General features: G+C 38.1%; 22 protein-coding genes and 6 tRNA genes. 11 read left to right on the top strand and 17 right to left on the bottom strand.

Going from position 1 to position 24,610, the window contains the following annotated elements; genetic code table 11:
- Positions 1–83: 83 nt before the first annotated feature.
- Entirely contained in the window at positions 84–1,130 is a 1,047-nt protein-coding gene (locus N7931_RS10695) for a succinylglutamate desuccinylase/aspartoacylase family protein (RefSeq protein WP_262793960.1), read from the bottom strand.
- Entirely contained in the window at positions 1,115–2,593 is a 1,479-nt protein-coding gene (locus N7931_RS10700) for a hypothetical protein (protein WP_262793961.1), read from the bottom strand. Before N7931_RS10700 ends, N7931_RS10695 begins: the two co-directional genes overlap by 16 nt.
- Positions 2,594–2,721: 128 nt before the next feature.
- Between N7931_RS10700 and trmB the strand changes: the two genes are divergently transcribed.
- A complete protein-coding gene (gene trmB, locus N7931_RS10705; protein ID WP_262793963.1) occupies positions 2,722–3,447 on the top strand; it encodes a tRNA (guanosine(46)-N7)-methyltransferase TrmB in 726 nt (241 codons plus the stop codon).
- 239 nt (positions 3,448–3,686) lie between these two features.
- Here trmB and N7931_RS10710 read toward each other — a convergent pair.
- Positions 3,687–3,771 (bottom strand) — tRNA-Leu (locus N7931_RS10710).
- Between the two features lie 177 nt (positions 3,772–3,948).
- On the opposite strand from N7931_RS10710, the gene N7931_RS10715 reads away from it, so the two are divergent.
- Complete coding sequence (locus tag N7931_RS10715; RefSeq protein ID WP_262793964.1) at positions 3,949–4,464, top strand: RDD family protein; 516 nt, start codon at positions 3,949–3,951, stop codon at positions 4,462–4,464.
- A gap of 257 nt (positions 4,465–4,721) precedes the next feature.
- Positions 4,722–6,305: a sodium:solute symporter family transporter gene (locus N7931_RS10720; protein ID WP_262793965.1), complete on the top strand. Its 1,584-nt coding sequence runs from the start codon at positions 4,722–4,724 to the stop codon at positions 6,303–6,305.
- A 174-nt stretch (positions 6,306–6,479) separates the two neighbouring features.
- Here N7931_RS10720 and N7931_RS10725 read toward each other — a convergent pair whose 3' ends face one another.
- Both N7931_RS10725 and N7931_RS10730 read right to left on the bottom strand, forming a co-directional pair.
- Positions 6,480–7,373: an SMP-30/gluconolactonase/LRE family protein gene (locus tag N7931_RS10725; protein ID WP_262793966.1), complete on the bottom strand. Its 894-nt coding sequence runs from the start codon at positions 7,371–7,373 to the stop codon at positions 6,480–6,482.
- Between the two features lie 2 nt (positions 7,374–7,375).
- Complete coding sequence (locus N7931_RS10730) at positions 7,376–8,146, bottom strand: SDR family NAD(P)-dependent oxidoreductase (protein WP_262793968.1); 771 nt, start codon at positions 8,144–8,146, stop codon at positions 7,376–7,378.
- Positions 8,147–8,513: 367 nt separating this feature from the next.
- Here N7931_RS10730 and N7931_RS10735 point away from each other — a divergent pair, with 367 nt between their 5' ends.
- On the top strand, positions 8,514–9,227 hold the full coding sequence (locus N7931_RS10735; RefSeq protein WP_262793970.1) for a FadR/GntR family transcriptional regulator: 714 nt from the start codon (positions 8,514–8,516) through the stop codon (positions 9,225–9,227).
- A 104-nt stretch (positions 9,228–9,331) separates the two neighbouring features.
- On the opposite strand, the gene araA is transcribed toward N7931_RS10735, so the two are convergent.
- The 3 genes from araA to N7931_RS10750 form a co-directional block, all read right to left on the bottom strand.
- Positions 9,332–10,834: an L-arabinose isomerase gene (gene araA / locus N7931_RS10740; RefSeq protein WP_262793972.1), complete on the bottom strand. Its 1,503-nt coding sequence runs from the start codon at positions 10,832–10,834 to the stop codon at positions 9,332–9,334.
- A gap of 63 nt (positions 10,835–10,897) precedes the next feature.
- Positions 10,898–11,590, bottom strand: coding sequence for an L-ribulose-5-phosphate 4-epimerase (locus N7931_RS10745; RefSeq protein ID WP_262793973.1), 693 nt, complete (start codon positions 11,588–11,590; stop codon positions 10,898–10,900).
- Complete coding sequence (locus tag N7931_RS10750) at positions 11,590–13,254, bottom strand: ribulokinase (RefSeq protein WP_262793975.1); 1,665 nt, start codon at positions 13,252–13,254, stop codon at positions 11,590–11,592. The genes N7931_RS10745 and N7931_RS10750 overlap by 1 nt, the downstream gene beginning before the upstream one ends.
- A gap of 349 nt (positions 13,255–13,603) precedes the next feature.
- Here N7931_RS10750 and N7931_RS10755 point away from each other — a divergent pair, with 349 nt between their 5' ends.
- The 4 genes from N7931_RS10755 (at position 13,604) to bfr (N7931_RS10770) (ending at position 15,975) form a co-directional block, all read left to right on the top strand.
- Complete coding sequence (locus tag N7931_RS10755) at positions 13,604–14,221, top strand: tetratricopeptide repeat protein (RefSeq protein ID WP_262793977.1); 618 nt, start codon at positions 13,604–13,606, stop codon at positions 14,219–14,221.
- A gap of 88 nt (positions 14,222–14,309) precedes the next feature.
- Complete coding sequence (locus tag N7931_RS10760) at positions 14,310–14,897, top strand: paraquat-inducible protein A (RefSeq protein ID WP_262793978.1); 588 nt, start codon at positions 14,310–14,312, stop codon at positions 14,895–14,897.
- Between the two features lie 133 nt (positions 14,898–15,030).
- Complete coding sequence (gene bfr, locus N7931_RS10765) at positions 15,031–15,495, top strand: bacterioferritin (RefSeq protein WP_262793980.1); 465 nt, start codon at positions 15,031–15,033, stop codon at positions 15,493–15,495.
- Between the two features lie 12 nt (positions 15,496–15,507).
- Positions 15,508–15,975, top strand: a complete 468-nt coding sequence (gene bfr, locus N7931_RS10770; RefSeq protein ID WP_262793982.1) for a bacterioferritin — start codon at positions 15,508–15,510, stop codon at positions 15,973–15,975.
- A gap of 122 nt (positions 15,976–16,097) precedes the next feature.
- On the opposite strand, the gene N7931_RS10775 is transcribed toward bfr (N7931_RS10770), so the two are convergent.
- The 9 genes from N7931_RS10775 to N7931_RS10815 all read right to left on the bottom strand — a co-directional run bounded on the left by N7931_RS10775 (position 16,098) and on the right by N7931_RS10815 (position 22,500).
- Positions 16,098–16,664, bottom strand: a complete 567-nt coding sequence (locus tag N7931_RS10775; protein ID WP_262793984.1) for a CBS domain-containing protein — start codon at positions 16,662–16,664, stop codon at positions 16,098–16,100.
- 45 nt (positions 16,665–16,709) lie between these two features.
- A complete protein-coding gene (locus N7931_RS10780; protein WP_262793985.1) occupies positions 16,710–16,997 on the bottom strand; it encodes a hypothetical protein in 288 nt (95 codons plus the stop codon).
- A gap of 163 nt (positions 16,998–17,160) precedes the next feature.
- The gene (locus N7931_RS10785) at positions 17,161–17,709 is read right to left on the bottom strand and encodes a hypothetical protein (protein WP_262793986.1); all 549 of its coding nucleotides are present in this window, start codon (positions 17,707–17,709) and stop codon (positions 17,161–17,163) included.
- Positions 17,710–17,773: 64 nt separating this feature from the next.
- Positions 17,774–18,583 carry a nucleoside triphosphate pyrophosphohydrolase gene (gene mazG, locus N7931_RS10790; protein ID WP_262793987.1) on the bottom strand — a complete coding sequence of 270 codons (810 nt, stop codon included), beginning with the start codon at positions 18,581–18,583 and terminating at the stop codon, positions 17,774–17,776.
- A 10-nt stretch (positions 18,584–18,593) separates the two neighbouring features.
- Complete coding sequence (gene relA / locus N7931_RS10795) at positions 18,594–20,795, bottom strand: GTP diphosphokinase (protein WP_262793988.1); 2,202 nt, start codon at positions 20,793–20,795, stop codon at positions 18,594–18,596.
- 34 nt (positions 20,796–20,829) lie between these two features.
- Positions 20,830–22,167 (bottom strand): 23S rRNA (uracil(1939)-C(5))-methyltransferase RlmD, encoded by a 1,338-nt coding sequence (rlmD, locus tag N7931_RS10800; RefSeq protein WP_262793990.1) that lies wholly within the window; start codon positions 22,165–22,167, stop codon positions 20,830–20,832.
- A 71-nt stretch (positions 22,168–22,238) separates the two neighbouring features.
- Positions 22,239–22,314 (bottom strand) — tRNA-Val (locus N7931_RS10805).
- A 19-nt stretch (positions 22,315–22,333) separates the two neighbouring features.
- A tRNA-Val gene (locus N7931_RS10810) sits at positions 22,334–22,409 on the bottom strand.
- 15 nt (positions 22,410–22,424) lie between these two features.
- Positions 22,425–22,500, bottom strand: a tRNA-Val gene (locus tag N7931_RS10815).
- Between the two features lie 303 nt (positions 22,501–22,803).
- Between N7931_RS10815 and gltX the strand changes: the two genes are divergently transcribed.
- The 3 genes from gltX (at position 22,804) to N7931_RS10830 (ending at position 24,508) form a co-directional block, all read left to right on the top strand.
- A complete protein-coding gene (gene gltX, locus N7931_RS10820) occupies positions 22,804–24,213 on the top strand; it encodes a glutamate--tRNA ligase (RefSeq protein ID WP_262793992.1) in 1,410 nt (469 codons plus the stop codon).
- Between the two features lie 122 nt (positions 24,214–24,335).
- Positions 24,336–24,411: transfer RNA gene (locus N7931_RS10825), tRNA-Ala, on the top strand.
- A gap of 21 nt (positions 24,412–24,432) precedes the next feature.
- Positions 24,433–24,508: transfer RNA gene (locus N7931_RS10830), tRNA-Glu, on the top strand.
- Positions 24,509–24,610 lie beyond the last annotated feature (102 nt).

Raw genomic sequence — 24,610 nt, forward strand, 5'->3', positions numbered from 1 at the left:
AACTTTAACCCTTGCATAACCTGATTTAACGGCGTAAACGCCGATCTACAAAGCGGTTTAAATCAATCAAAACTATATATACCCTAACAATCTTCCGCTAACTCAGCGCAAACGGCATAAAACAAGCAGTCTTTTTTGGCAATCACAGTGTTATGGGTCGCCATAAAAATACGCAGCGGGGTGCTGGTGTAAAGTTCACCATTTTTACAATACAGCAGCGGGGTTGAATGAGTTTGACCCGCCTCGTTTTTAACCGAAAAAGCATCCATTCCAACCTGGCTCCAACCAATAAAACAATCTGCTCGGGTAATCCCCATATTATGTTGCTCAATATCAGCGACTAAAGTGACATCCGAATCATCTTTTTTATGTTGGGCAAAGGCTAAACTATAACCCGGCTGAATCTCTAACCGCAGCGGATGTTCAATAATATCAACCAGCTTATAATGGTGTCCGGCAAATAAATTATCGGCAGCTAAAAATTCAACCAATCCTTGATAAGCCACCTCATGCGCTTGCTGATCAGCCGCGCCGCCACATTCAATAGTCACGACCGGGCAATTAAAATCTTGCTCCATTAATGCGCCCAATTTAATTCGGGTATACAACATGGTTTGACAAAAAAATGAAGCCAAAGCCTGTACTTGCATATCAATTTGAGTAGCGACACTAAATGCAGGGCTGGAAGAAGAAGTATTATGCATATCAATTAATGCTTCTGGCGCAACTTCTACAATAGCTTGTTTAATACTAGCCGCCCTAATTTGCGACTGACCCGCTTGCGCTAGATTATCTTTAGAAACAGAAAATAACCGGTTTAAGTCAGTTTCTCCGTCAACAAAACGACAACTAAAAATCGGTTCCTGCTTTGCCGCTTCAACCGATGCAATAATAAACCTGACATTGCAATAAGCTTGTTTGTCCGATTTTAACCACCGGTGCAGCGCATAAAAACTAGAAGGCTCATTACCATGCACCAAAGTAGAAACCACCCGGGTTTTATCGCCATGTAAACCTTTAATATCAATCACGACCGCACTTTGTAATTGGCTTAACCATAGATGAGGATCATCCGGGATTTGTTTTCGCTCAAGCTGAATATACCTCAGTTTATTTAATTGGATTGCCATACCCGCTCCCATTGTTCTACCGGCAAATTTGCATTTGAAAACTGAGCATACAGCTTTAACATTTGCTGGCAGGCTTGCTGCCGGTTTTGTGTTTGCTCAAAAAACTTTACGGTTTCTAGCTGCCAACGCGCACTGGTCATCCCACTTTCTAAGCGTTGCTCAATTATCTGTAAATATTTATTGGCCTCAGCCTGCTCAATTTTTAACGCTAACAAACCTTGTTTCGCCACCGGTAAATACTGACGAATAATTTGACCCACCGCCTGTTGCGATAATTTAAATTGATGTAAATCTGGCCACATTAAATAAGCATCAATGCCCGACTGAGCCGCGCGATAAAAATTATAATCAGCAAAATCAAACGGCATAATTGCCATAAAATCATCTATTTGATCTCTCAACCCATAAGCTAAACCAATTGCAAAAGCCGCATTGGCTAGCATATCGATACAACTTGGTCCTGCTGGTAATGCTCGTAATTCAATGCGAATATGGCCATTACCTTGCGGACAATAAACCGGTCGATTCCAGCTCCATATTGTGCCCATGTGAAAATTTAGCTCGGCAAAATGAGGTAACTGGCTATCTACGTCTTCAGTTAAATAAGGTAATAAAATTGGATATAAGGCTACCGCCTCAGCATAGAGTGACCAAGCATCATTTTTAAGCCAACCACAGCCTAAATTCACTCTTGCTGGTAGTTTATGAGCATTCATTTCAGGCAAGCGGCAATCTAAAGTTTGTTTTAATAACGCGACTCGGGTTTCATGCCATGCTCTTTTGGATAAAAAAAACGGTGAATTAGCTGCAATTGCAGTCACCAAAGGCTGAGTTAATAAAACGGCGTTATACACTTTGGTAAATTCATCCGGTGGCACCATCATGTGTACCTGAAACGAGGTATTAGCGCCTTCGGCAGTAACATCCGTTAAATTGAGTTCTATCGTTTCTTCGCCATGAATATCAATATGGAAAGGTTTGCCGCGCGCACAAGATAATTGATGAGATAACAATTTATATCTAAGTTGATCCGTCATTTTATCTATATCTAAATCGGTACGGCTTAAACTGGGTAAAATACCAATTGCTAAAGGTAATAAATCAAGCTGTTCGGTTATTTTGCTTAACTCACTGAGCTTATTTAGCATCTTGGCTTCAATGGCTGAAAAAGGCCGACCTTGGGTTGCAACCGCCGGTAAATTCAACTCAATATTGTATTGATTGATCTCATATTGAAATAAAGGGTCATTCAGATTAGCTAATACCTGATCACTGGCACAAGCGGGTTTAAAGTTTTCATCCAATAAATAAAGCTCTAGCTCAGCACCAAGTTGTAATGGTTCATCACCAAAAGTGGGTTGCTTAATCAGTTTTTTAAGTGCTGCAAGCTGAGTTACCAGCCTTTCTCTAAACTGGACAAAATCAGCATGTGAAAAGTGCTGTTGAATTATTTTTTGCCCCATAAAGCCCAACTTAATCAAACAAATAACCCTAAGTATAGCCAATAGAATATAAAATATACTTGCACTTAACCGGCAGATCACAATAATGTGCCACTGTTATTAGTAATCAATCAATTGTGTATCTAAAAATGAGTGAAACCCCACAAGAAAAACTGCAACGCGCTAAAGACAGCGGCAGAATTATCCGTGAAGTAAAAAGTTTTGTTGTTCGCCAAGGCCGGTTAACTAAAGGTCAAGAAGCAGCCATTGAAGAGTTCTGGCCAACTATGGGTTTAGAACACCAAACACAAACTTTTGACTGGCCAACCATTTTTGGTAATGCTAATCCGGTAATTTTAGAAATTGGTTTTGGCATGGGTAAATCTCTGGTGGCTATGGCTAAAGCCGCACCAGAAAAAAACTTTGTTGGTATAGAAGTACACCATCCAGGTGTTGGCGCTTGCTTAAAAGAAGCATCGGATGCTGGATTACAAAATTTAAAACTCATTTCTCACGATGCAATGGAAATTTTAAAAGATTCAATTGCCGATGGCAGCTTAGCTGGTGTGCAATTATTTTTTCCAGATCCTTGGCATAAAAAACGCCATCATAAACGCCGGATTGTCCAGCCAGAATTTGCTCAGTTATTACGCCAAAAATTGGCAATTGACGGGGTATTTCACATGGCGACCGATTGGGAAAACTACGCGCAGCACATGGCTGAAGTAATGAATAGCGCTCCGGGTTTCCAGAACATTGCCCAAGATTCAGATTATGTACCTAGACCCGATTTCAGACCATTAACCAAATTTGAAGAACGAGGCCATAACTTAGGCCATGGCGTTTGGGATTTAATGTACAAAAAAATCAGTTAAATCAATCTGCCAAACGTCTATACAGAGATAAATAATATGTAATTAGATATATTCAATTTCAAATACTGGAATTTAAAAGTGTTTATTAAAAAGTTTTAAAATTTAGTCCAACTACAGATTTTTTATATGTTGGACTAAAAAATCCTATTTAATATCAAATATTAAAATTTATAAACTATTGGAGCAGTCCAATTATCTTGAAGTTGAGAAGCATAAAGATATTCAAAGAATGTATAAGATGGTACCGGTGGGCGGACTTGAACCGCCACGCCCGAGGGCAACGGATTTTGAATCCGTCGTGTATACCAATTTCACCACACCGGCACAATTAGATTTGACTCTAAATGAGAGGTCGCATTATACAAAGGCTTAAATCGCGCGCAAGCACTTTTTTATAAATATCAATTAAATGTTTATTATTTGTTCAAACGCTATACTCTGGCTGGGCTTTTGTGATCAATTTACGTATTATTCTCAAGCTTATTTATTTTGAGAATCATTATGTCAGCTTCTACTTCATCACCTGCTTTAAATGAACGGCCAAGAGCCGGTTTTTTTCGCCGTTTGGGCGCTTGGGTTTACGATTTATTAATTGTTGTCGCCATCTTATTATTGGCTACCCTAATTGCTTTATTTTTGCAGGCAGGTTTAGTTGCGACCGGTTTATTAACGCTTCCAGAAGGTACTGAGCCTTCTGAGTTTTTACGAACAAACCTGATCTTTCAAGCTTATCTATTTAGTTGTTTATTTGGCTTTTTTATCTGGTTTTGGCGACGGGGCGGGCAAACTGCCGGAATGAAAACATGGCGTTTAAAATTACAAAGTTTAGACGGACAAAGATTAACTCACCGCCAGTGTATTGTACGTTTATTAACCTGCTTTTTTGGGTTAGGTAATATTTTGCTACTGGTTCCGGGTTTAAAAAAGCGGAGTTTGCAGGATATTTGCTCAAACACTGAGATAATTGTTTTAAGCAAAGAAGAAAATAAACATATCAACTGGAAAGGCTATTTATAAACTAAATAGCTGGCATTCATTAAATAAAACCCTTTTATCACAATAATTTATCAAATAAACAATAAGTAATACGAATAACAAATCTATAACGGATTGTTAATTTGTATTATATATGATAATTTACGTCCGACTTTGACTACAGATAGCTTGGTTTACTTTAAGCTCAGTGCATTACTCCCATAAAAATAGGTAATGCGCTTAGTTGAAAGGAACCCAAATATAATAATTGACAATCACAACACGAGGTTCTGCCTTTTATGGAAATAGCAACCATAGATATAGCGATTTTCGCTATCTATATTGTTTTTATTATCGGCTTGGCATCTTGGGTATCCCGAGAAAAACCGGGTCATGAAAAAGACTCTTCTGATTATTTTTTAGCAAGTAAAGCGCTACCTTGGTGGGCGGTTGGTGGCTCTTTAATTGCCTCTAACATTTCTGCCGAACAAATCGTTGGTATGACAGGCGCTGGTTATGATGTGGGTTTAGCCATTTCAGCTTATGAGTTAATTGCTGCTGCGTCTTTAATCATTATCGCTAAATGGATTCTACCTATTTATTTACGCCACAATATTTATACCATGCCTCAGTTTTTGGAAGAACGTTATAATACAAACGTAAGAACTGTATTAGCGATTTTCTGGTTAGGTATTTATATTTTTGTAAACTTAACGTCAGTATTGTGGTTAGGTGCATTAGCAATGAATACGGTTGCCGATGTAAACATTGTATATGGCTTAATCTTCTTAGGCATTTTATCTATGGCGTATTCTCTGTACGGTGGTTTAAAAGCGGTTGCTTTAACCGATATCGTACAGGTTGTTCTGCTAGTTTTAGGCGGCATTATTACGCTTTATGTTTCTCTTGAAGCAATTGGTCATCAGTTTGTAGGTGAAAGCGCTGGTTTTGGTGAAGGTGCAGCTTATTTATTTGAACATTCACGCGATAAATTCGATTTAATTTTTGATGAAGGCCAACACGGTTATGAGCAATTACCGGGTATCTGGATGCTTTTAGGCGGTCAGTGGATCGTTAACATGGCTTACTGGGGCTTCAACCAATATATTATCCAACGTGCACTTGCAGCTAAGAGCTTACACGAAGCACAAAAAGGTATTTGTTTTGCAGCTTATGTAAAACTATTCATGCCAATCATTGTTGTTATCCCAGGTATTGCTGCTGCATTGTTATATCCTGATTTAGCTAAAGTGGATCAAGCTTATCCAGAACTACTTAAATTAGTACCAGACGGTTTCCGTGGTTTAGCATTTGCTGCATTGGTTGCTGCGATTGTTTCTTCACTCGCCTCTATGTGTAATAGTATTTCAACTATCTTCACTATGGATATTTATAGCCACTTCAAGAAAGGTTTAAACGAGCAACAGCTGGTTAAAGTTGGCCGTATTACCACTTTAGTTGCGTTAATTATTGCTATGTTAACTGCACAGCCGTTATTAGGTAACTTTGAGGGTGCGTTCGCCTTTATCCAAGAATTTACTGGTTTCTTTACACCAGGTATCTTAATTATCTTCTTATTAGGTATGTTCTGGAAAAAAGCAAACGTTAATTCAGCTCTAGTTGCTGCGATTGGTTCATTCTTATTATCAATCGGCTTTAAATGGTTCGCTGGTGATGTGCCGTTCTTAAACCGTATGGCGCTAATCTTCTTAATCTGTTTAGCCTTGTCAGTATTAGTGACTTACTTAACTGGTGGCGGAAAAGATGATCCTAAAGCAATTGATTTAAGCGAATTAGATACCACGACAACTGCAAGCTTTAAAGTAAACGCAGTTGCAGTATTTGTTATCTTAATTGGTTTATATGTAGCAATGGACTTTTAAGTTGATTGCTTAAAACAAACTTAAATAGTAAAAATTAGTAAAAAGCCAGCATTTATTGCTGGCTTTTTTATTGCTGTTTTTGATTCGTTGCTATTTTTAAATTAGTCAATACTTGGAATCAACTCCAACTCTGATAACAAAAGGCTTAGTTAACTCCTTATCTAGTTACCTAGGTTAATCAGAAATATAGATATTAGGCGAGTTACCTTTAATTTGTTGGCATTGTTTGGGCGCTTCTTTCTGTTCACTTGGGTTAATGAGTATCTCAAATAAACAACCGGCAAATTTTGAATCATCCTTAATAGCTGCGCTGGTCGCAAATAACCTATCTAAATTAGCACCGGCAAAAGTTAAACTGGTAATACACATAGCGGGTAACTTAATAAACTGACGTTGTTTACCTGATTTTGAAAATCGAGAAACCCCCTGCCCTTGCCAGTGCGCTATCCAAATCTCATCATTTTGATCAACCGTTAAGCCGTCAGGAAATCCTGAATACTGCTCAAAGTCGATAAATACCGATTTATCGGTTAATTGTGAATTTGCATTTAGCTTAAAACGGTAAACTTTTTTATTTGCGGTATCGTTGTGATAAAGCCAATTTTTTTGGTTAGAAAAAGCAGGTCCATTAGTAACCAGGTAACCATCATCTTCAAGTGTAAGCTTGCCTTTATTTAAGCAGAATAATTGGCCGGATGCAGCTTGCTCATTATTATCCATAGTGCCAAACCAAAGTTTGCCATCAGAATCAACTTTAGCGTCATTAAACCGCATATTGTTTTTTTCAAGTTGAGGATGAAGCTGCTTTATTTTATTAAAGGTTTGATCCAACAACCAAATACCGGATTTTAAAGCGGCAATAAAGCAAGACTTATCGGCCAGCTGTAACCAATATATGGCTTCATCCAGCTCTGTTACATGATTAGATTGTTCGGTTAAACAATATTGATGAATTTTATACCCTAAAATATCCACCCAATAAACTGTATTTTGAGCAGCTACCCAAAGCGGACTTTCGCCCAACAAAGCACCGGGAGGTGAACAAATTTTAATTTGAGGGGTTTGCAAAATCAGACTAAGCCGCCATCCACAATTAAGGTTTGTGCAGAAATCATAGCACTGTCATCAGCGGATAAAAACATCACCATATTGGCAATATCCTGAGCATCTAATTCTTGCTTTAAACACTGATTATCGCGGATCCACTTTTGGGTTGATTCATCTACCCAGTTAGATAATTGACGCTGAGTCATTACCCAGCCGGGGACAAGTGTATTCACTCTAATGCCATGCTGACCAAAGTCATAAGCTAAATCACGAGTTAACCCCATCATTGCCGCTTTACAGGAAGAATAAGCCGACATTCCACCTTGTTTGATCATCCAACAAACTGAACCAAAGTTGATAATAGAGCCTTGCCCTTTTTCAATCATCTGCGGTAATACAGCTTGAGCCGCAAAAAAAGATGGCCGCAAATTAATTGCGATGCTGTCATCCCAAGCTTGAGTCGTTAAACTCGCGGCAGAGTGGCGGTTATCATTGGCTGCATTATTCACTAATACACTAATATTGCCTAGCTGAGTTTTAACTGATTCAATCGCAGATTTAAGTGCTTCAATATCACGAATATCGCAATATAAAAATAAGGGTGGATTATTAAATTTTGATTTGAGCTTTTCGACTAACGCCTGACTTTCCTGCACTTTAATATCGACAAAAGCAACTTTAGCACCTTGTTGGCAGAACTCTGAAACAATTGTTTCACCAATTCCTGAACCGCCACCGGTAACCAGTACCACTCTGTCTTTAAGACTGGGATAACTTGCTAATTGTCTACTCATAATAATTTTGTACCGTTAAAGAAAGGCATAAAAGTCGAATCAAAAATTTGTAATGCGGATTAAACGCAATCTACTCGCGTTTTGCAAGTCGAACTCAAAAATAATCATAAACCACTCCTTTTCAAGCCAATTTAAAACCTCACAATAGTCATAAAATACGATTTAAAACAGCGATTAAGCTTAACTTTATATTCCATAAAAATAGATTGTTTGCTAAGCTACTTGTTAAAATTATATTATAAATAACTTATATGCTGATTAACCAAAAGTACAAATTAAAAAACTGTAGGTGGTTGAGCTTAGCAGCATATAATATGCCCAACCACTTGGGTATAGATAACAATAACTGAATGTTTAGGTAAGCTATATGTTTCAATTTGAAGGCAATTTAAACCTGTCTCAGCGAATGACTCACGAGCTGGGCAAAGCCATTGTACGCGGTCAATATAGTGAAGTTGGCGGATTACCAACCGAAGCAGAATTATGTGATGAGTTTGGAATTAGCCGAAGTGCAATGCGTGAAGCGGTTAAAATGCTGTCAGCAAAAGGGTTAATTACCTCTCGCCCACGTCAGGGTATTCGCATATTACCGGAAGATCAGTGGAATATTTTTGATTCAGACGTTTTAAAGTGGATCTTAGAAAGCAACCCGTCGCTTGAATTGCTTAAAGAGTTTCTTCAAATGCGAATGGCGATTGAGCCAGAAGCTGCGGCATTAGCAGCTAAAAATGCTCAGCCACAAGATATTGAAGCAATTGGTAAAGCGGTTGATCGTATGATTGCGGCTAAAAACGGGCTGGATGATCCATTACAATCTGATATTGCTTTTCATATCAGTATTTTATACGCAAGCCGAAATCGTTTTTTTATTCAACTACGTGAGTTTGTTCAAACCGCACTCAATGTCAGTATCCGCCACACTAACCAGTTAAAAGGTATTACAGTGGGTGATATTGAAGATCATTCCGCGATTTATTATGCAATTAAAGCCGGAGATGCTGTAAAAGCAGAAGCGGCGGTTAAACACATGATCGATGAAGCGCAAGGCTTAATTGAATCAGCTCTCAAGCAGGAAAAATAGTCAATTAAATCTTAGAGCAATCAAAGTATTACCTTAAAATTAATCCAACTAAAAGCAAAAAGCCGACTTTCGTCGGCTTTTTAGTATCTGGTTTAATTTAACAATTATAAACCTTGAGATAACGCATAGTATGCTGCGTTTTGGCGTAATTCGTTTTTGAATTGACGGATACGAGTATCTTCATCAATTACAGTTAACTCAACACCTGCCATTTCAGCATAATCAGCAATAATATCTGTAGAAACAGCCTGACTATATGCTGAGTGGTGAGCACCACCTGCGTGGATCCAAGCAGCCGCAGCAATCGCTAGGTTAGGCTTAGGTTCCCAAAGTGCAGATGCAACTGGTAAGTTAGGTGTATCTGCTGGCGGAGTAACCGCTTCAACTTCGTTAACCACGATACGGAAACGGTTGCCCATATCAATTGGAGATACGTTAATTGCTGGACCTGCTGCACCTTTAAATAATAAACGTGCAACGTCACAACGCATACCAATTGTGTGTAAATGTACGTCTAATACTGGTTTTTCAGCTGCGATAGAAGGACAAACTTCTAACATGTGCGCACCTAAAACCTGATCTTTAGCGCCAAAGTTATATGTGTAATCTTCCATGAAAGAAGTACCACCCTGACGGCCAGCACCCATCACTTTCATGATGCGAACCATAGCAGCTGTTTTCCAGTCGCCTTCACCGCCGTAACCAAAACCTTTAGCCATTAAACGTTGCGTCGCTAAACCAGGTAAACCTGTTAAGCCAGTTAAGTTTTCGAAACAGTTAGTGAATGCACCAAAACCGCCTTCGGTTAAGAATTTTTCCATGCCTAACTCTAAACGAGCTTCGTTTTTAAGCATGTTTAATTTGTATTCATCTTTGAATACATCATCAGCAATTACATAGTCATTTGCATAAATATCTAATTGAGCATTTACTTGCTCGTCAGTTACTTGATCAACAACTTTTGCTAAATCGCCTAAGCCGTATGCATGAACTTCATAACCGAACTGGATTTGAGCTGCTACTTTATCACCTTCAGTTACCGCAACTTGACGCATGTTGTCGCCAAAACGAGCCACTTTTAAGTTTTGGCTTTCGTTCCAACCTGCGGCTGCACGACACCAGTCGTCAACTTGAGTTTGAACGTCTTTTTGTGCCCAGTGACCTACTACAACTTTACGCTCTTTACGCATACGAGTTGCGATAAAACCAAATTCACGACAACCATGAGCACTCTGGTGAGTATTCATGTAGTTCATGTCAATATCATTCCAAGGAAGCGCTGCATTGAACTGAGTGTGTAAATGCATAAATGGTTTTTTAAGCTCATTTAAGCCAGCAATCCACATTTTTGCAGGAGAGAAAGTGTGCATCCATAAGATCACACCTACACAGTTTTCAGCTACGTTTGCTTGTTGGCATACTGCATGAATTTCTTCAGGAGATTTTACAGTTGGTTTGCAAACTACATTCATGCCGATTTCAGCAGATGCATTAAAACCGCTTACAATTTCTTCGCTGTCACGAGCTACTTGCTCTAATACTTTTGGTCCATATAAATGCTGTGAACCTGTGATGAACCATACTTCTTTTTGACCGAATACGCTCATAATATCGCTCTCTTTAATTAACTGGTTAAACTTATTTAGCTCGGGTTTCTAATACCACTAAAGCTATTTTTGCCCGTAGTAAGCATCTTTACCGTGCTTACGTAAATAGTGCTTATCGACTAAACCTTGTTTTAGCGGGGCAATGCCTGGTGCTAGTGTTTTCGTTAAATAAGCCATTTTCGCAATTTCTTCTAATAAAACTGCGTGGTAAACCGATTTAGCTGCGTCTTTACCCCAAGTAAATGGCGCATGACCTGCAACAATAATCATAGGTGATTCATTTGGATCACGATCAGTAAAACAGTCAACAATTTGTGCACCTGTTTCTTCTTCGTAATCACCTTTAATACGCTCATCAGACATCACTGGTGCACATGGAATTTCACCATATACATAATCAGCTTGCGTTGTACCTAAACATGGAATAGCAATTTGAGCTTGTGCCCATGCAGTTGCGTAGGTTGAGTGAGTGTGAGTAACACCACCAATGTTGTCCCATGTGCGGTACAAATAAGTATGTGTTTTAGTATCTGAAGACGGGTTTAATTTACCCTCAACAATATTGTTTTCTAAATCAACAATAACAATGTCTTCTACTTTTAAATCTTCATAAGGTACGCCGCTTGGTTTAATTGCAACAACGCCCTTTTGACGATCAATTTGCGATACGTTACCGAATGTATATGTAACCAGATCTCTTTTATCCAGCTCCATATTCGCTTCATAAACTTCGCGTTTTAACTCTAAATAACTCATTACTTTTTAGCTCCGTCAACATAAGCGCCTAACGCTTTGTATTTTTCATATAGCGCATCAAACTTAGCTACATTTTCTGGATTTGGTTGATATGTTTTACATACCGGAGAAGCCATTACTTCTTGTGCTGCCGCAACGTTTGGATAAATACCCGCTGCAACTGCGGCAAAAATAGCAGCACCTAAAGCACAGCTTTGTTCACTCTCAAGTACATCAATCGGACTATTCCAAACGTCTGCACAAGTTTGCATAACAAAATCAGACTTTTTAGAAATACCACCAATGGTCACAACCGAATCGATGCGAACGCCTTCTTCTTTAAAACGTTCGATAATGGCACGTGAACCAAATGCTGTAGCTTCAACTAATGCTCGGTAAATTTGTGGGGCTTGGCTACCCATTTTTAAACCCGTAATTGCCATAGCAACGGTTTGGTCTGCGTCTGGTGTACGACGACCATTTACCCAGTCAAGTGCAGTTACACCTGATTGGCCCACTGGTAATTTTGCCGCTTCTTCACCTAACTTGAATAAAGTTTTATCTTCAATTTCCTGAGCTAATTTAGCTTTAGTTTCAGCATCAATTAAATCAGAAGCTTCAATGTTTTGTAGTGGCCAGTTAATTAAACGACGGAACCATGCATATAAATCACCAAAAGCAGATTGACCCGCTTCTAAACCCACTAAACCTGGGATAACAGAACCATCTACCTGACCACAAATACCTTTAATGCAGTTGTCGCCAATTTCTTCATAAGTTGCTACGGTAATATCACAAGTAGAAGTACCCATCACTTTAGTTAATACGCCCGGTTTAACATTGGCACCAACAGCGCCCATGTGACAGTCAAACGCACTGAAAGTCACGACAATGCCTTCAGGTAAACCTAATTTGTCAGCCCACTCAGCAACTAATTGACCACAAACCTCATCCGAAGTGAAAGTATCAGCTGGTAATTTGTCACGTAAACCGTCTAATAACGGATCGATACCTGTAAAGAAATCATTTGGTGGATAACCGCCCCAACTTGCATGCCACATTTGTTTGTGACCAGACGCACAGCGGCTAGCACGGAATTTTTCAGGGTGAGTTGTACCGGTTAACACAGCCGACATCCAGTCACAGTGCTCAACCCAGCTATATGCTGCTTCTGCTACTGCTTTATCTTCACGTAATACGTGTAATGCTTTTGCCCAGAACCACTCAGATGAATAAATACCACCTTCATACTTTAAGTAGTTTTCAGATGCATTATTAGCCGCTTCAGTAATTTGTTGCGCTTCTAAGATTGCAGTGTGATCTTTCCATAATACAAACATCGCATTCGGGTTTTCTGCAAACTCAGGTTTTAAAGCAAGCGCAACACCGTCTTTATCAACAGCAACCGGCGTTGAACCTGTAGTATCAAAGCTTACACCAATTACATTTTTGGCTGCGTCTGCTGGCGCTAATTTCCATAAACCTTGAATAACTTGCTCTAAACTTTCAAGGTAGTCTAATGGATGCTGTCTGAACTGATCTTTTGCAGGCTCACAGAATAAACCTTGCTTCCAACGCGGGTAATAAACTACGTTTGTCGCTACTTCGTTACCTGTTTGAGTATCGACTAAAAGTGCTCGAACTGAGTCAGAACCATAATCCAACCCCAAAGCATAAGATGTCATAAAACCACCGTCTGTAATTTGTATTATTAAAATATAAAACTGATTTAAGAATTATAAATAACCAGACATTGAATGTATAGCATTTATAATACAAATAGAACAAATAAAAAGTATTACATATTAATATTGTTAATTTAACTTTACAAAATAAAACTTATTTCACACATTTAAGAAACTTAACTTTATCAGCCTAGATAAGTATTTTTATTTAGCAAGTTAGTTATACTCATATCATCACACTAATGATTCAACTGAATTTAAGTAGACAAATGGTCTGATAATTGCTTTACCCTTTAAATAGCACCAAATACACAGACTAAGTGATTAAAACGTCAAAAAGTTAACGATTATGAGTAAAAAACTATTTACCTTATGCTGCTTTATCTTGTTTGCCCAACCACTTTACGCTCAAGAATTAAAAGTGGTTCAGATATATGAGCAAGAAGAATTACTAGCTTGGATTAAACAAAACACCCATTTGAATCGGGTAGTAGAAGATAAATGCCAATTAGTTGAGGATATTGAAGCCAGAGCCGATATTGTAAAAATTCCGGCTTATCAGTTTTTATGGGGTGATATGCTGGCATGGGGTGTATGTGTTGATAAAAATGCAGAGCTAGGGCTTTATTATATTGAACAAGCTGCTCATCAAGGTTTACCGGAAGGTTTAGAACAGCTTGGCCGCTATTATGCTAAAGGTATTTTAGTTCAGCAGGATAATACCCGAGCAATCAATTATTTGAGAGAAGCTTCATCTATGGGCAGCATTAAAGCCAGAGTTCAATTTGCTGAGTATTTAGCCAACGGTATGGGTAGCCCGTTAGATTTTGAAGACGCTTATCACTGGTTGCATAATAGTGTTATCGCAGATAAAAACTTACATGCCCGAGCACAAAAAGCCTTAAAGTTGCTCGCTAAAAAAATGCCCACACGCATTGTTGAAAAAGCAAAGCGCCCGCTTGATTAAATAATCGCAACCAATTCCAGCTTTATCTATTACCCTTTAATAATTTTTTGTATAGTGCGACTTTAACTCAATTTAAAGTCGCACATTTATGTATCAAAAACATTTAGGATTTATTTTTAATATTATCGCTATTGCGCTATTTGTACCGGGCATTATCTTACCCATGATCTCGATTAATATGGAAATGACCGCCAATATGGCGCAATCTGCGCTGTCATCAACACTGGTTAATAAAGAGCTTTCTATTTTAGCAACCGTTCAGGATTTATTTTACGATGACAGATTACTGGTCGCATTTTTAATTTTATTCTTTTCTGTGATTGTACCCGTTTTAAAAACCAGCCTGCTTTGCTCCACTTATTTTGTTAAAAACCCACAAACAGAACAAACAATCATTAGCTGGCTTAACTCTATTGGTAAATGGTCGATGGCGGATGTTTTTGTGGTCGCAATATTTTTGGCTATCCTGTCTACAAACCATGCAGAAACCGCTAACCAGCAAAGTTTTGCATTATTTGGCTTTAAACTAGACTTAATTATCAGCAGCCAAACTTTATCTGCAGCTGGTGCCGGATTTTATTATTTTACTGGTTATTGTTTATTATCTTTACTTGGCACTCATTTGGCTCAGCAAGCATTCAATAAAAATAAACTAAAAATGCAGTCGACAACCTAAATCGAATTCTAAATGAGAATGATTAATAAGCACAATCCATTGATAAATAAGGTTTTTTTTGCAATTAAGTTTTTTTTACTCTATACTTTTTTCAGTCTTAAATTTAACCGTTTTCATCAATTGAGGTGACGCCATGAAAGGCAACAAACAAGTTATTGAATACCTTAATAAAGTTCTCACCGCAGAGCTAACTTCAATCAACCAATATTTTTTACACGCCCGTATGTTTAAAAACTGGGGCTTAAAAAAATTAAATGAAGTGGACTACAAAAAATCAATTAAAGACATGAAACAGGCTGATGACTTAATTGAAAGAATTTTATTACTAGAAGGTTTACCAAATTTACAACGTCTTGGTTCACTACGCATTGGCGAAGATACCCAAGAAATGTTGAGCTGTGATTTAGCTTTTCAGCAAGATCAATTACCTTTATTAAAAGAGGCAATTGTCTGCTGTGAGCAAAATCAAGATTTTGTAAGCCGTGAAATGCTTGAAGAAATTTTGGAATATGAAGAGTCGCATGTAGATTGGCTCGAAACTCAGCAATATCAAATCGACAACCTAGGTATTGAAAAATACCTGCAAGCTCAACTATAACCGGAGGCTATTATGCAAGGTTCAAAAAATGTAATTGATGCATTAAACAGATTGCTCGCCAATGAGCTTGCCGCGATGGATCAATATTTTATTCATTCAGAAATGTATGCTGATTGGGGGTTAACCAAACTATACGAGCGGATAAGCCACGAGTTTGATGATGAAAAAGGCCATGCCAAAGCCATCATCGAGCGTATTTTATTTTTAGAAGGTACACCAGATATGACAACCCGTGACGGTTTGGTGATAGGTAACGATGTCCCTTCTATGCTTGAAAGTGATCTGAGAGTAGAATACGCAGTTTCTAACTTATTAAAGCAAACAATTAGCCTTTGCGAAACAGAGCAGGATTATGTCACTCGTGACATGCTGGTGACTTTATTAGACGATACCGAAGTTGACCATGCTTATTGGTTAGAACAACAATTGCGACTTATTAAAATGCTGGGCTTACCCAACTATTTACAGTCGCAAATGTAATCCTTTAAAAATAATTACATTTTTCGTCAATAAAAAACCGATGATCAATCATCGGTTTTTTTATGTGTGACTTTTAATTTTTCAGGTAATTATTTTTACCGATTAATAACTCGGTTAATCGCTTAAAAGCTACCTCTGATCACGCGGAAAATATCGACAAAAGATGGCGCTTTATTCACGCTAATAGACAGCTTTAATTTTCTGGCGATATCACTGGCCGAAATCACACCACGGATATGATGTTTTTCAGAATCAACCACTAAACAATGTTGCACACCATTTAATTGCAAAGTATCAATTAAATTTGCAATATTAGCATGTGCAACATCTTCGTAGTTAAGCGCTTTAATCATACTACGAGGTGTCATTAAATCAGCTACGGTTAACTCGCTACGTTGATAACCATTAGCGACTAATTTAACAATATTTTGTGAGGCAATATCGTCAAAGCTAATTAAACCAACAAATTCTTTGTCTTCGTCTACCACTAGCTTCATTTTAACATGAGAGCGAATCATCTCCTGCTCTGCTTCAACGGCCAGTGTATTAGCATCAATCATTAATGCGCGGTGTTTTTTAAAATCAGTAAAAATATCTAATGCACTTGAGTGCAAAGTCACTTCCTGAAATTCTTCAGGTTGAACTAAATGATCGACTTTATCAATTGAGTGTAATGCTAAAGTTTTCATAACAAACTCCAAATATCTAAGAAAAAATTAAATAAAAGTGTGGTGTTATGAAAATTGAGGTGGTGCTCTTATTGATTGGTTAAAAACAGCTTTGCTTTGAGACGCTGGAATACAGACAAAACTTTTACCAATAATTAAACGATTAACTTGAACCGCAATCGTTTCAGGTAAAACAGCCTGATTATCATCATTTACATCAAAGAAGCTGGTATCGGCGGATTCAAGCGTAATAGCTTGTTGGAAATCATTAGGCGTGTAAGATTGGTTGGCACTGTGCGCAGGCGCAAAGCTTAAACTAATTAATAAACTGAATAAAGCAACAAACTTATACATTCAGACCAACCTTAACTACAGAGTCAAACTCAAGGTAAATTTGACTAATAACTTTAATATAGATCAATTCTTTTTAGAAAAGAAGCAAAATATATCTATCTACACTTAAGAAGTAAGGGCAATATGAAATAAATTCAATAGCAATGATAAATAAATCATACGTTTAGTTAAAACACTGCTTTAAAATATTTTTATCTGTTATATTTTCAGTTAACCAAACTTCTCTTGACTGAGGCTTTGTACCAATATAAGTTTTACAAACAATGAGTTCCATTGCCGAACTAATCCCATCAGCCAACAACATATCTAACTTCGATAGCGTTTGGTCACCATGATATAGTGTAAATTCTTGAATAATATCAGATTGAATTGGTGTTAGAACGCCACCTTTATAACCTAAAAAAGCTTTATTAAACAATTGAACAGGGTTATTTTCAAACCATTCGCTTAAGTAGCTTTTAAATGCATCTTCACTCTGTGCAGCATAGATTTGTAATAACCGCTGCCAAGAATAAATTTTTGGCATATCCTCAGATAAACGCTCTGTTAGAAATCTTTCTTGGCTTGCAGTCTGGTTATTATTTCTACTTTTTTTAGGTTGCTGGGCATAAGAGTGTTCTTCTTCCTTTTCGTCTTGTAAAGCTAGCTCTACAACTCGATAAATTAAAAAAACGAATATCAAAGCAAAAATAATTTTATTGCTTTTGAACACCTTAGTTATCTCCCATTGTTAAAATATTTTTATTTACAATAGATTATGTTTGATAAATAAACAATTAATTCCTTTTCTTTATCTCACACTTAGCTTTTTCCCACAAGTAATCCATTTCCTCCAGACTCATATCTTGTAGTGTTTTTTGCTGCTCGCTTGCCAGTTGCTCAACATACCTGAAACGTTGTTCAAACTTTTGGTTAGCTGCTCTTAAAGTCATTTCCGGATCAAGTTTCAAATGCCGGTTAACATTCACTAAAGCAAACATTAAATCGCCTAGCTCTTCGGCTACCTTATCTTCAGCCATTTCTGCTCGATTTAACTCATCTTCCAGCTCTGCGATTTCTTCTTTTACTTTTTCTAAAGTACCTTTAACATCGGGCCAATCAAAACCGACATTAACACAGCGTTTTTGTAATTTTTTTGCTCTGGTTAAAGCGGGTAATGCTTGCGGCACATTATCAAAAATACTGGCATTAGCGTCTGTTAATTTAGCTGCCCGCTCCTTGGCTTTTTCCGCTTCCCAATTTTCTTTAATGGCTTCTTCTGTTAAGAGTTGGGCAGTTGAAAATACATGCGGATGACGACGAATAAGCTTTTCACAAACGCCATCCACCACATCTTTAAAATCGAATTTATTTTCTTCTTTTGCTAACTGGCAATAAAAAACAACCTGAAATAATAAGTCACCCAGTTCCAGTTTTAACTCTGCAAAATCTTGCTGTTCAATGGCATCTGCCACTTCGTAAGCTTCTTCAAGTGTATAAGGAATAATACTTTGAAAGTTTTGTTTTAAATCCCATGGGCAGCCAGTTTTAGGGTCTCTTAACTGCGCCATAATACCTATTAATTGCTCTATTTTAACCTCTGACATGCTGATCCCGTTAGTGTAGTCGCTTAGCCTCAAATACACCTTGTATTTGGCTTAATTTACTTAATGCTTTGGTTAAGCTGTCTAAATTAGGTACTGACATCGCAATATCAATTGCCGCTTCTTGTTTATCTTCATCTGAATGGCTTTGAACCCCTAAAACATAAGCTTTTTCATTTGCTAAAATGGTCGTAATGTCTCTTAATAAACCGGCTCTGTCTGTTGCAATCAGTCTAACTGTCACTCTAGATCCTTTAGAGTCGCTACCACTCCATTCAACATCTACCTGACGCTCTGAGTGCTGATCTAGCATTTGAGCCAACTGGTCACAGTCGGTTCTGTGTACTGATACACCTTTACCATGCGTAATATAACCCGTCACAGCATCCCCTTTTACCGGCTGGCAACACTTAGCCATATAAGTGAGTAGGTTACCTACCCCTTGAACAATAATACCGGAAGCACTATCCGTAACTTTTTTAGGTGGCGTTGTAGATTCCAGCTTATCCAGTAATTTTTTATCTTCCTCAGCCTGATATTTTTGTAAGCGGCTTTGAATAAAGTTAATTACCTGATTACAGCCAATATCCCCTGCCCCAATTGCTGCCAGCAAATCATTAAAGCTATGTAAATTAAACCGATTGACTGCGGGTTCTGCATCTTGCAAGGTTAAACCTGAGCGTTTTAATTCACTTTCAAGTAAATCTCGACCCTCTTCCAGATTTTTATCTTTATCCTGCAATTTAAACCAGTGATGGACTTTGGCTCTGGCTCGACTAGATTTTAAATAACCTAAATTGGCATTTAACCAGTCTCGTTTAGGATTAGGCTCTTTGCTGGTTAAGATTTCTATTTGATCACCGTTTTGCAGCTCATAAGAGAAAGGAACAATTCTGCCCGAAACTTTTGCTCCTATGCAGCAATGGCCAACATTACTGTGAATATAATATGCAAAATCAAGCGGTGTACTGCCTTGCGGTAAATCAATTACATCCCCTTTAGGAGTAAATACATAAACCCTATCTTCAAATACTTGGCTGCGTAATTCTTCCAGCATATTGCTGTCATCATTAACATCTTCCTGCCATTGCAATAATTTTCTAAGCCAGTTAATTTTTTCCTGATAACTGTCTTCTTTGCCATTGGCTGTGCCTTCTTTATAGCGCCAGTGAGCCGCTACACCAAGCTCTGAGTCTTCATGCATTTGATAAGTACGAATTTGAACCTCAACGGTTTTTCCTTCTGGTCCTATCACCACAGTATGGATTGACTGATAGCCATTTGGTTTTGGGGCTGAGATATAATCATCAAACTCTTTTGAAATTGGTCGCCATTTCATGTGAATAGCACCCATAACCGCGTAACAATCTTTTACTGAATGACAAAGAATCCGCACCGCTCTAATATCAAATAATCGCTCAAAACTGAGTCCTTTCTTTTGCATTTTTTTCCAAATGCTATAAATGTGTTTAGGTCGGCCAAATACCTCACCTTCCACTTCCATTTTTTCCAGCTCAGTTTTAACCTGACTTACAAAGTTTTTAATATAGCTGGTTCTATCTTTACGCTTTTCATCCAGCATGCTGGCAATGCGTTGATAGGTTTCAGGGTGTTGATATCTAAAGCAATAATCTTCAATTTCCCACTTTAACTGACCAATGCCCAAACGGTTAGCCAGTGGCGCATAAATCGTAGAGGCCTCTTTTGCGGCCAATACACGCGTTTCTTCGTCTGCATTTTTAGCCAGTCGCAATTCAATAATGCAAACAGCTAGTTTAATCACAACAGCTCGAACATCTTCAACCATAGCCAATAACATACGGCGAATATTATCGACTTGTTCAGAAGGTAAATCGTTACGTTGTTTATTTAAAAACCGGATTGCAGCCATTTGCTCAATCCCGTGTACCAAGGCATAAACTGTTTTTGAAGAATACTGAATAATTTCGGCTTCAGAGATAAGCTGTCTTTGCCAATATGGATAAAGCATAGCGGCAATCAGCGTATCACCGTCCATATTTAAAGTATTAAGGATTTCAACCAGCTCGCGGGAAATACTGATTAATAATGCGCTATCATCAATTTTTTGAATGTATTGATGACAATCAGTGACAGCCTTTAATCTGGACTCATCAGAAAAGTCCAGATTAGCTATCCATTCAGAAAAGCTCGGAAACTCGTTATTTTTATTATGTGACTGTCGAACTGAAACCATTATTAATCCATTTATTTATCAACTAGTGTTGGTATTATTTGGCCTTACCTCGGCTGAATAATGCCATTGTTTCAATATGCGAAGTTTGAGTAAACATATCAATTAGTCCAATTTTTGCCATTGTATAACCATTATTTATTAAGGTTTGGCTATCGCGGACTAAAGCACTTGGTTCACATGCTATATATAGTACCAAGTTTGCATCCCATTTGTGACTATTTTGCACTATGGTCTGAGCGCCTTCTCGTGATGGGTCTAAAATAATTTTATTAAATTCCGATAAGTTGACTTCATCTAAAGCATCTTCACAACTCAAATCACGAGCAATAAACTGAGTATTAGTCAGTTTATTAACGCTTGCATTAATTTGTGATTTTTCAACCATCAATTTACTGCCTTCTATACCTAACACTTTTTGCACTTTTTGTGCCACTGGCAGAGTAAAATTCCCTAAACCACAAAATAAATCTAATACGACATCTGAATCATTTAATTCAAGCCAATTAATAGCTTGTTTGATCATGGCCAAATTAAGCTGGCTATTTACCTGAGTAAAATCACCTAAGCCAAAATTGATTATTAGATCATCAACTCGGTAAAAAAGTTCAGCTTGAGTATTATTTAATGCTTCAAATCGATGATCATCAAATTGGAAAAAGATACTAAGTTTATGCTCGCTGGCAAAGCTGTCTAATATTGCTAAATCAGTTGTCTGCAAAGATTTTAAAACCCGCAGAACAATGAGTTTATGCTCACTGGCAGAATTCAGTTCAAGGTGAGTAATTTGTTTTTTATCTGTCAGTCGATTCAATACCTGCACTAATTGTGGCAATAGGCTGCTAAATTGCGGTGCAATCACTAAACAAGTATCAACTTCGACTAATTTTTTACTGTTAAATTGGCGAAAACCCACTCTTAATTTATCTTGTTTACCTTCATACCAAGCCGATAAACGAGTACGGGTGCGATAGCCCCACGGCTCACCACTTAGTGCGGGTTGCCAAGGTAAATTATCTATTCCGGTTTTAGCAAAATCGTGAGTAATTCTGTGTTGTTTTTCAACAAGCTGTTTATCCGCAGATAAATGTTGGAGTTGACAGCCGCCACACTGATTAAACCACTTACATTCTGGTTTAACCCGATCAGGGCTAGGTTGAATTACTTTAACTAAATCGGCAAGAATGAACTGTTTTTTATCATCAATCATTCTGGCTGTGACCCGCTCTTGCGGCAACGCCCCACGCACAAAACACACTTTACCATTTAACCGACCAACGCCTCGGCCTAAATGATCCAAGCCATTTATATCAAGCTCAATATTCTTGGGTTTTGTAGATTTAATATGCGGATTAGATTTAAAAATTTTAACCATAAAAAAGGAACTATAAGGTTTTTGTTTATTATAAACTACAGAACTTAATTGGTTTGGAATAAATCAGAATATGGTGGACGCTACTGGACTTGAACCAGTGACCCTCGCCTTGTAAGGGCGATGCTCTCCCAACTGAGCTAAGCGTCCTAAGAGAAATCAAGAAAAGTGGTGGACGTTACTGGACTTGAACCAGTGACCCTCGCCTTGTAAGGGCGATGCTCTCCCAACTGAGCTAAACGTCCACTATATATAAAAATTGGTGGACGCTACTGGACTTGAACCAGTGACCCTCGCCTTGTAAGGGCGATGCTCTCCCAACTGAGCTAAGCGTCCGATACATTAACAGATTGTGCTCTGTCGCTGTGTGTGGTGCGCATTATAGGGATGCGTTTGATACTGTCAATAAAAAATATAAAAAAATATCCGATATTCAGTTAAAAATCGTTAAACGATTAAATTTCAAACACAAACGAATAAAAATCGACCTTTAACTAATACAAAATAATTTTTAGCTAAATTAAGCCGCAAAATTAGGAAACTGAGCAAGGGATTGATAAAATGAGCCAACAATTTTATTTTGCTATTTAGACTCGTTAAATAGCTATCTTATTTTATGAACAATTATTAGGAATAATAATGACAGTTAAAACCCGATTTGCACCTAGTCCTACCGGTTACCTTCATGTTGGTGGCGCTCGAACTGCGCTTTATTCATGGTTATTTGCAAAAGCCAATCAGGGCGAGTTTGTCCTTAGAATTGAAGATACCGATTTAGAGCGTTCTACTCAACCCGCGATAGAAGCGATTATGGATGGGATGAAATGGCTTGATTTGGCTTGGGATGAAGGTCCTTATTATCAAACAAAACGATTTGATCGTTACAAAGAACTCATTCAAAAATTGTTAGATGAAGGCAAAGCTTACAAATGCTTTTGTACAGCAGAAGAATTAGAAGCCATGCGTGAAGCGCAAATGCAAGCTGGCCAGTCTGCTCGTTATAATGGAATGTGGCGTGACCGAAACGACCACCCAACAGACAAGCCTTATGTTATTCGCTTTAAAAACCCGCAAGAAGGCAGTGTTATTTTTGACGATAAAATACGCGGTAAAATTGAAATTGCGAATAAAGAATTAGATGATTTAATTATTCTGCGTTCAGACGGTTCTCCAACCTATAATTTCTGCGTTGTGGTTGATGACTGGGATATGGGGATCACGCATGTTATCCGTGGTGAAGATCATATAAATAATACCCCTCGCCAAATTAACATTTTAGAAGCTTTAGGTGCTCCAGTTCCAACTTATGCGCATGTTTCTATGATTTTAGGTGACGATGGTAAAAAATTATCAAAACGTCATGGCGCGGTGAGCGTAATGCAATATCGGGATGACGGCTTTTTACCAGAGGCATTATTAAACTACCTAGTGCGTTTAGGTTGGTCACATGGTGATCAGGAAGTATTCAGCGTAGCTGAAATGATTGAGTATTTTAAACTCGAAGACATCAACAAAGCCGCATCAGCCTTTAATACAGACAAATTAATTTGGTTAAACCAACATTATTTAAAAACCTTACCGGTTGAGCGTATTAAAGAAGAATTAAAATGGCATTTGGTTGATCAAGAATTAGATATCAGCCAAGGTCCAGAGCTTGATTTAGTAATTAAAGCACAGGCTGATCGTGTTAAAACACTAAAAGAACTAGTGGAAATTTCACGTTATTTTTATGAAGATTTTGCTGAATTTGATGCCGGCGCAGCTAAAAAACATTTACGCCCTGTTGCAAAAGAAGCGCTTGAAACAGTCAAAGCTAAATTAACTGCATTAGCAGATTGGCAGGAAGAAGCCATTCATGCAGCCATTAATGATACTGCAACAGAATTAGAAGTGGGTATGGGTAAAGTTGGTATGCCACTTCGAGTTGCAGTTACCGGTGCAGGTAACTCTCCGTCTTTAGATATTACATTAAGTTTAATAGGACGTGAAAAAACATTAGCACGAATCGACTTAGCCATTAATTTTATAAATAAACGAGAAAACTCATAATTTTTTGTTGACATGCGAAGTCGAGCTACATAGAATGCGCCCCGCGTTGAGGGAAAGCCTTTTAACAGAGTTTTTCTATACGCGGCTGCGCTTTTTATATTAAAGCAAAGTCAATGGATTAAGGGGCTATAGCTCAGCTGGGAGAGCGCTTGCATGGCATGCAAGAGGTCAGCGGTTCGATCCCGCTTAGCTCCACCAAAAATCCATAAGTGCCTAAGTGTCCCGTTCGTCTAGAGGCCTAGGACACCGCCCTTTCACGGCGGTAACAGGGGTTCGAATCCCCTACGGGATGCCATTTGCTCAAAACCAGCAATCAAAATATCGGTTAGTTCCTATGTGTCCCGTTCGTCTAGAGGCCTAGGACACCGCCCTTTCACGGCGGTAACAGGGGTTCGAA

Source organism: Catenovulum sp. 2E275, assembly GCF_025515275.1.
In the GTDB taxonomy this organism is placed as follows: Bacteria; Pseudomonadota; Gammaproteobacteria; order Enterobacterales; family Alteromonadaceae; genus Catenovulum.

Bases quoted from the DNA above. Each gene is read 5' to 3' on its own strand.
- N7931_RS10695 (WP_262793960.1), bottom strand. From the start codon at position 1,130: ATGGCAATCCAATTAAATAAACTGAGGTATATTCAGCTTGAGCGAAAA.
- N7931_RS10700 (WP_262793961.1), bottom strand. From the start codon at position 2,593: ATGGGGCAAAAAATAATTCAACAGCACTTTTCACATGCTGATTTTGTC.
- trmB (WP_262793963.1), top strand. From the start codon at position 2,722: ATGAGTGAAACCCCACAAGAAAAACTGCAACGCGCTAAAGACAGCGGC.
- N7931_RS10715 (WP_262793964.1), top strand. From the start codon at position 3,949: ATGTCAGCTTCTACTTCATCACCTGCTTTAAATGAACGGCCAAGAGCC.
- N7931_RS10720 (WP_262793965.1), top strand. From the start codon at position 4,722: ATGGAAATAGCAACCATAGATATAGCGATTTTCGCTATCTATATTGTT.
- N7931_RS10730 (WP_262793968.1), bottom strand. From the start codon at position 8,146: ATGAGTAGACAATTAGCAAGTTATCCCAGTCTTAAAGACAGAGTGGTA.
- N7931_RS10735 (WP_262793970.1), top strand. From the start codon at position 8,514: ATGTTTCAATTTGAAGGCAATTTAAACCTGTCTCAGCGAATGACTCAC.
- araA (WP_262793972.1), bottom strand. From the start codon at position 10,834: ATGAGCGTATTCGGTCAAAAAGAAGTATGGTTCATCACAGGTTCACAG.
- N7931_RS10745 (WP_262793973.1), bottom strand. From the start codon at position 11,590: ATGAGTTATTTAGAGTTAAAACGCGAAGTTTATGAAGCGAATATGGAG.
- N7931_RS10750 (WP_262793975.1), bottom strand. From the start codon at position 13,254: ATGACATCTTATGCTTTGGGGTTGGATTATGGTTCTGACTCAGTTCGA.
- N7931_RS10755 (WP_262793977.1), top strand. From the start codon at position 13,604: ATGAGTAAAAAACTATTTACCTTATGCTGCTTTATCTTGTTTGCCCAA.
- N7931_RS10760 (WP_262793978.1), top strand. From the start codon at position 14,310: ATGTATCAAAAACATTTAGGATTTATTTTTAATATTATCGCTATTGCG.
- bfr (WP_262793980.1), top strand. From the start codon at position 15,031: ATGAAAGGCAACAAACAAGTTATTGAATACCTTAATAAAGTTCTCACC.
- bfr (WP_262793982.1), top strand. From the start codon at position 15,508: ATGCAAGGTTCAAAAAATGTAATTGATGCATTAAACAGATTGCTCGCC.
- N7931_RS10775 (WP_262793984.1), bottom strand. From the start codon at position 16,664: ATGAAAACTTTAGCATTACACTCAATTGATAAAGTCGATCATTTAGTT.
- N7931_RS10780 (WP_262793985.1), bottom strand. From the start codon at position 16,997: ATGTATAAGTTTGTTGCTTTATTCAGTTTATTAATTAGTTTAAGCTTT.
- mazG (WP_262793987.1), bottom strand. From the start codon at position 18,583: ATGTCAGAGGTTAAAATAGAGCAATTAATAGGTATTATGGCGCAGTTA.
- relA (WP_262793988.1), bottom strand. From the start codon at position 20,795: ATGGTTTCAGTTCGACAGTCACATAATAAAAATAACGAGTTTCCGAGC.
- rlmD (WP_262793990.1), bottom strand. From the start codon at position 22,167: ATGGTTAAAATTTTTAAATCTAATCCGCATATTAAATCTACAAAACCC.
- gltX (WP_262793992.1), top strand. From the start codon at position 22,804: ATGACAGTTAAAACCCGATTTGCACCTAGTCCTACCGGTTACCTTCAT.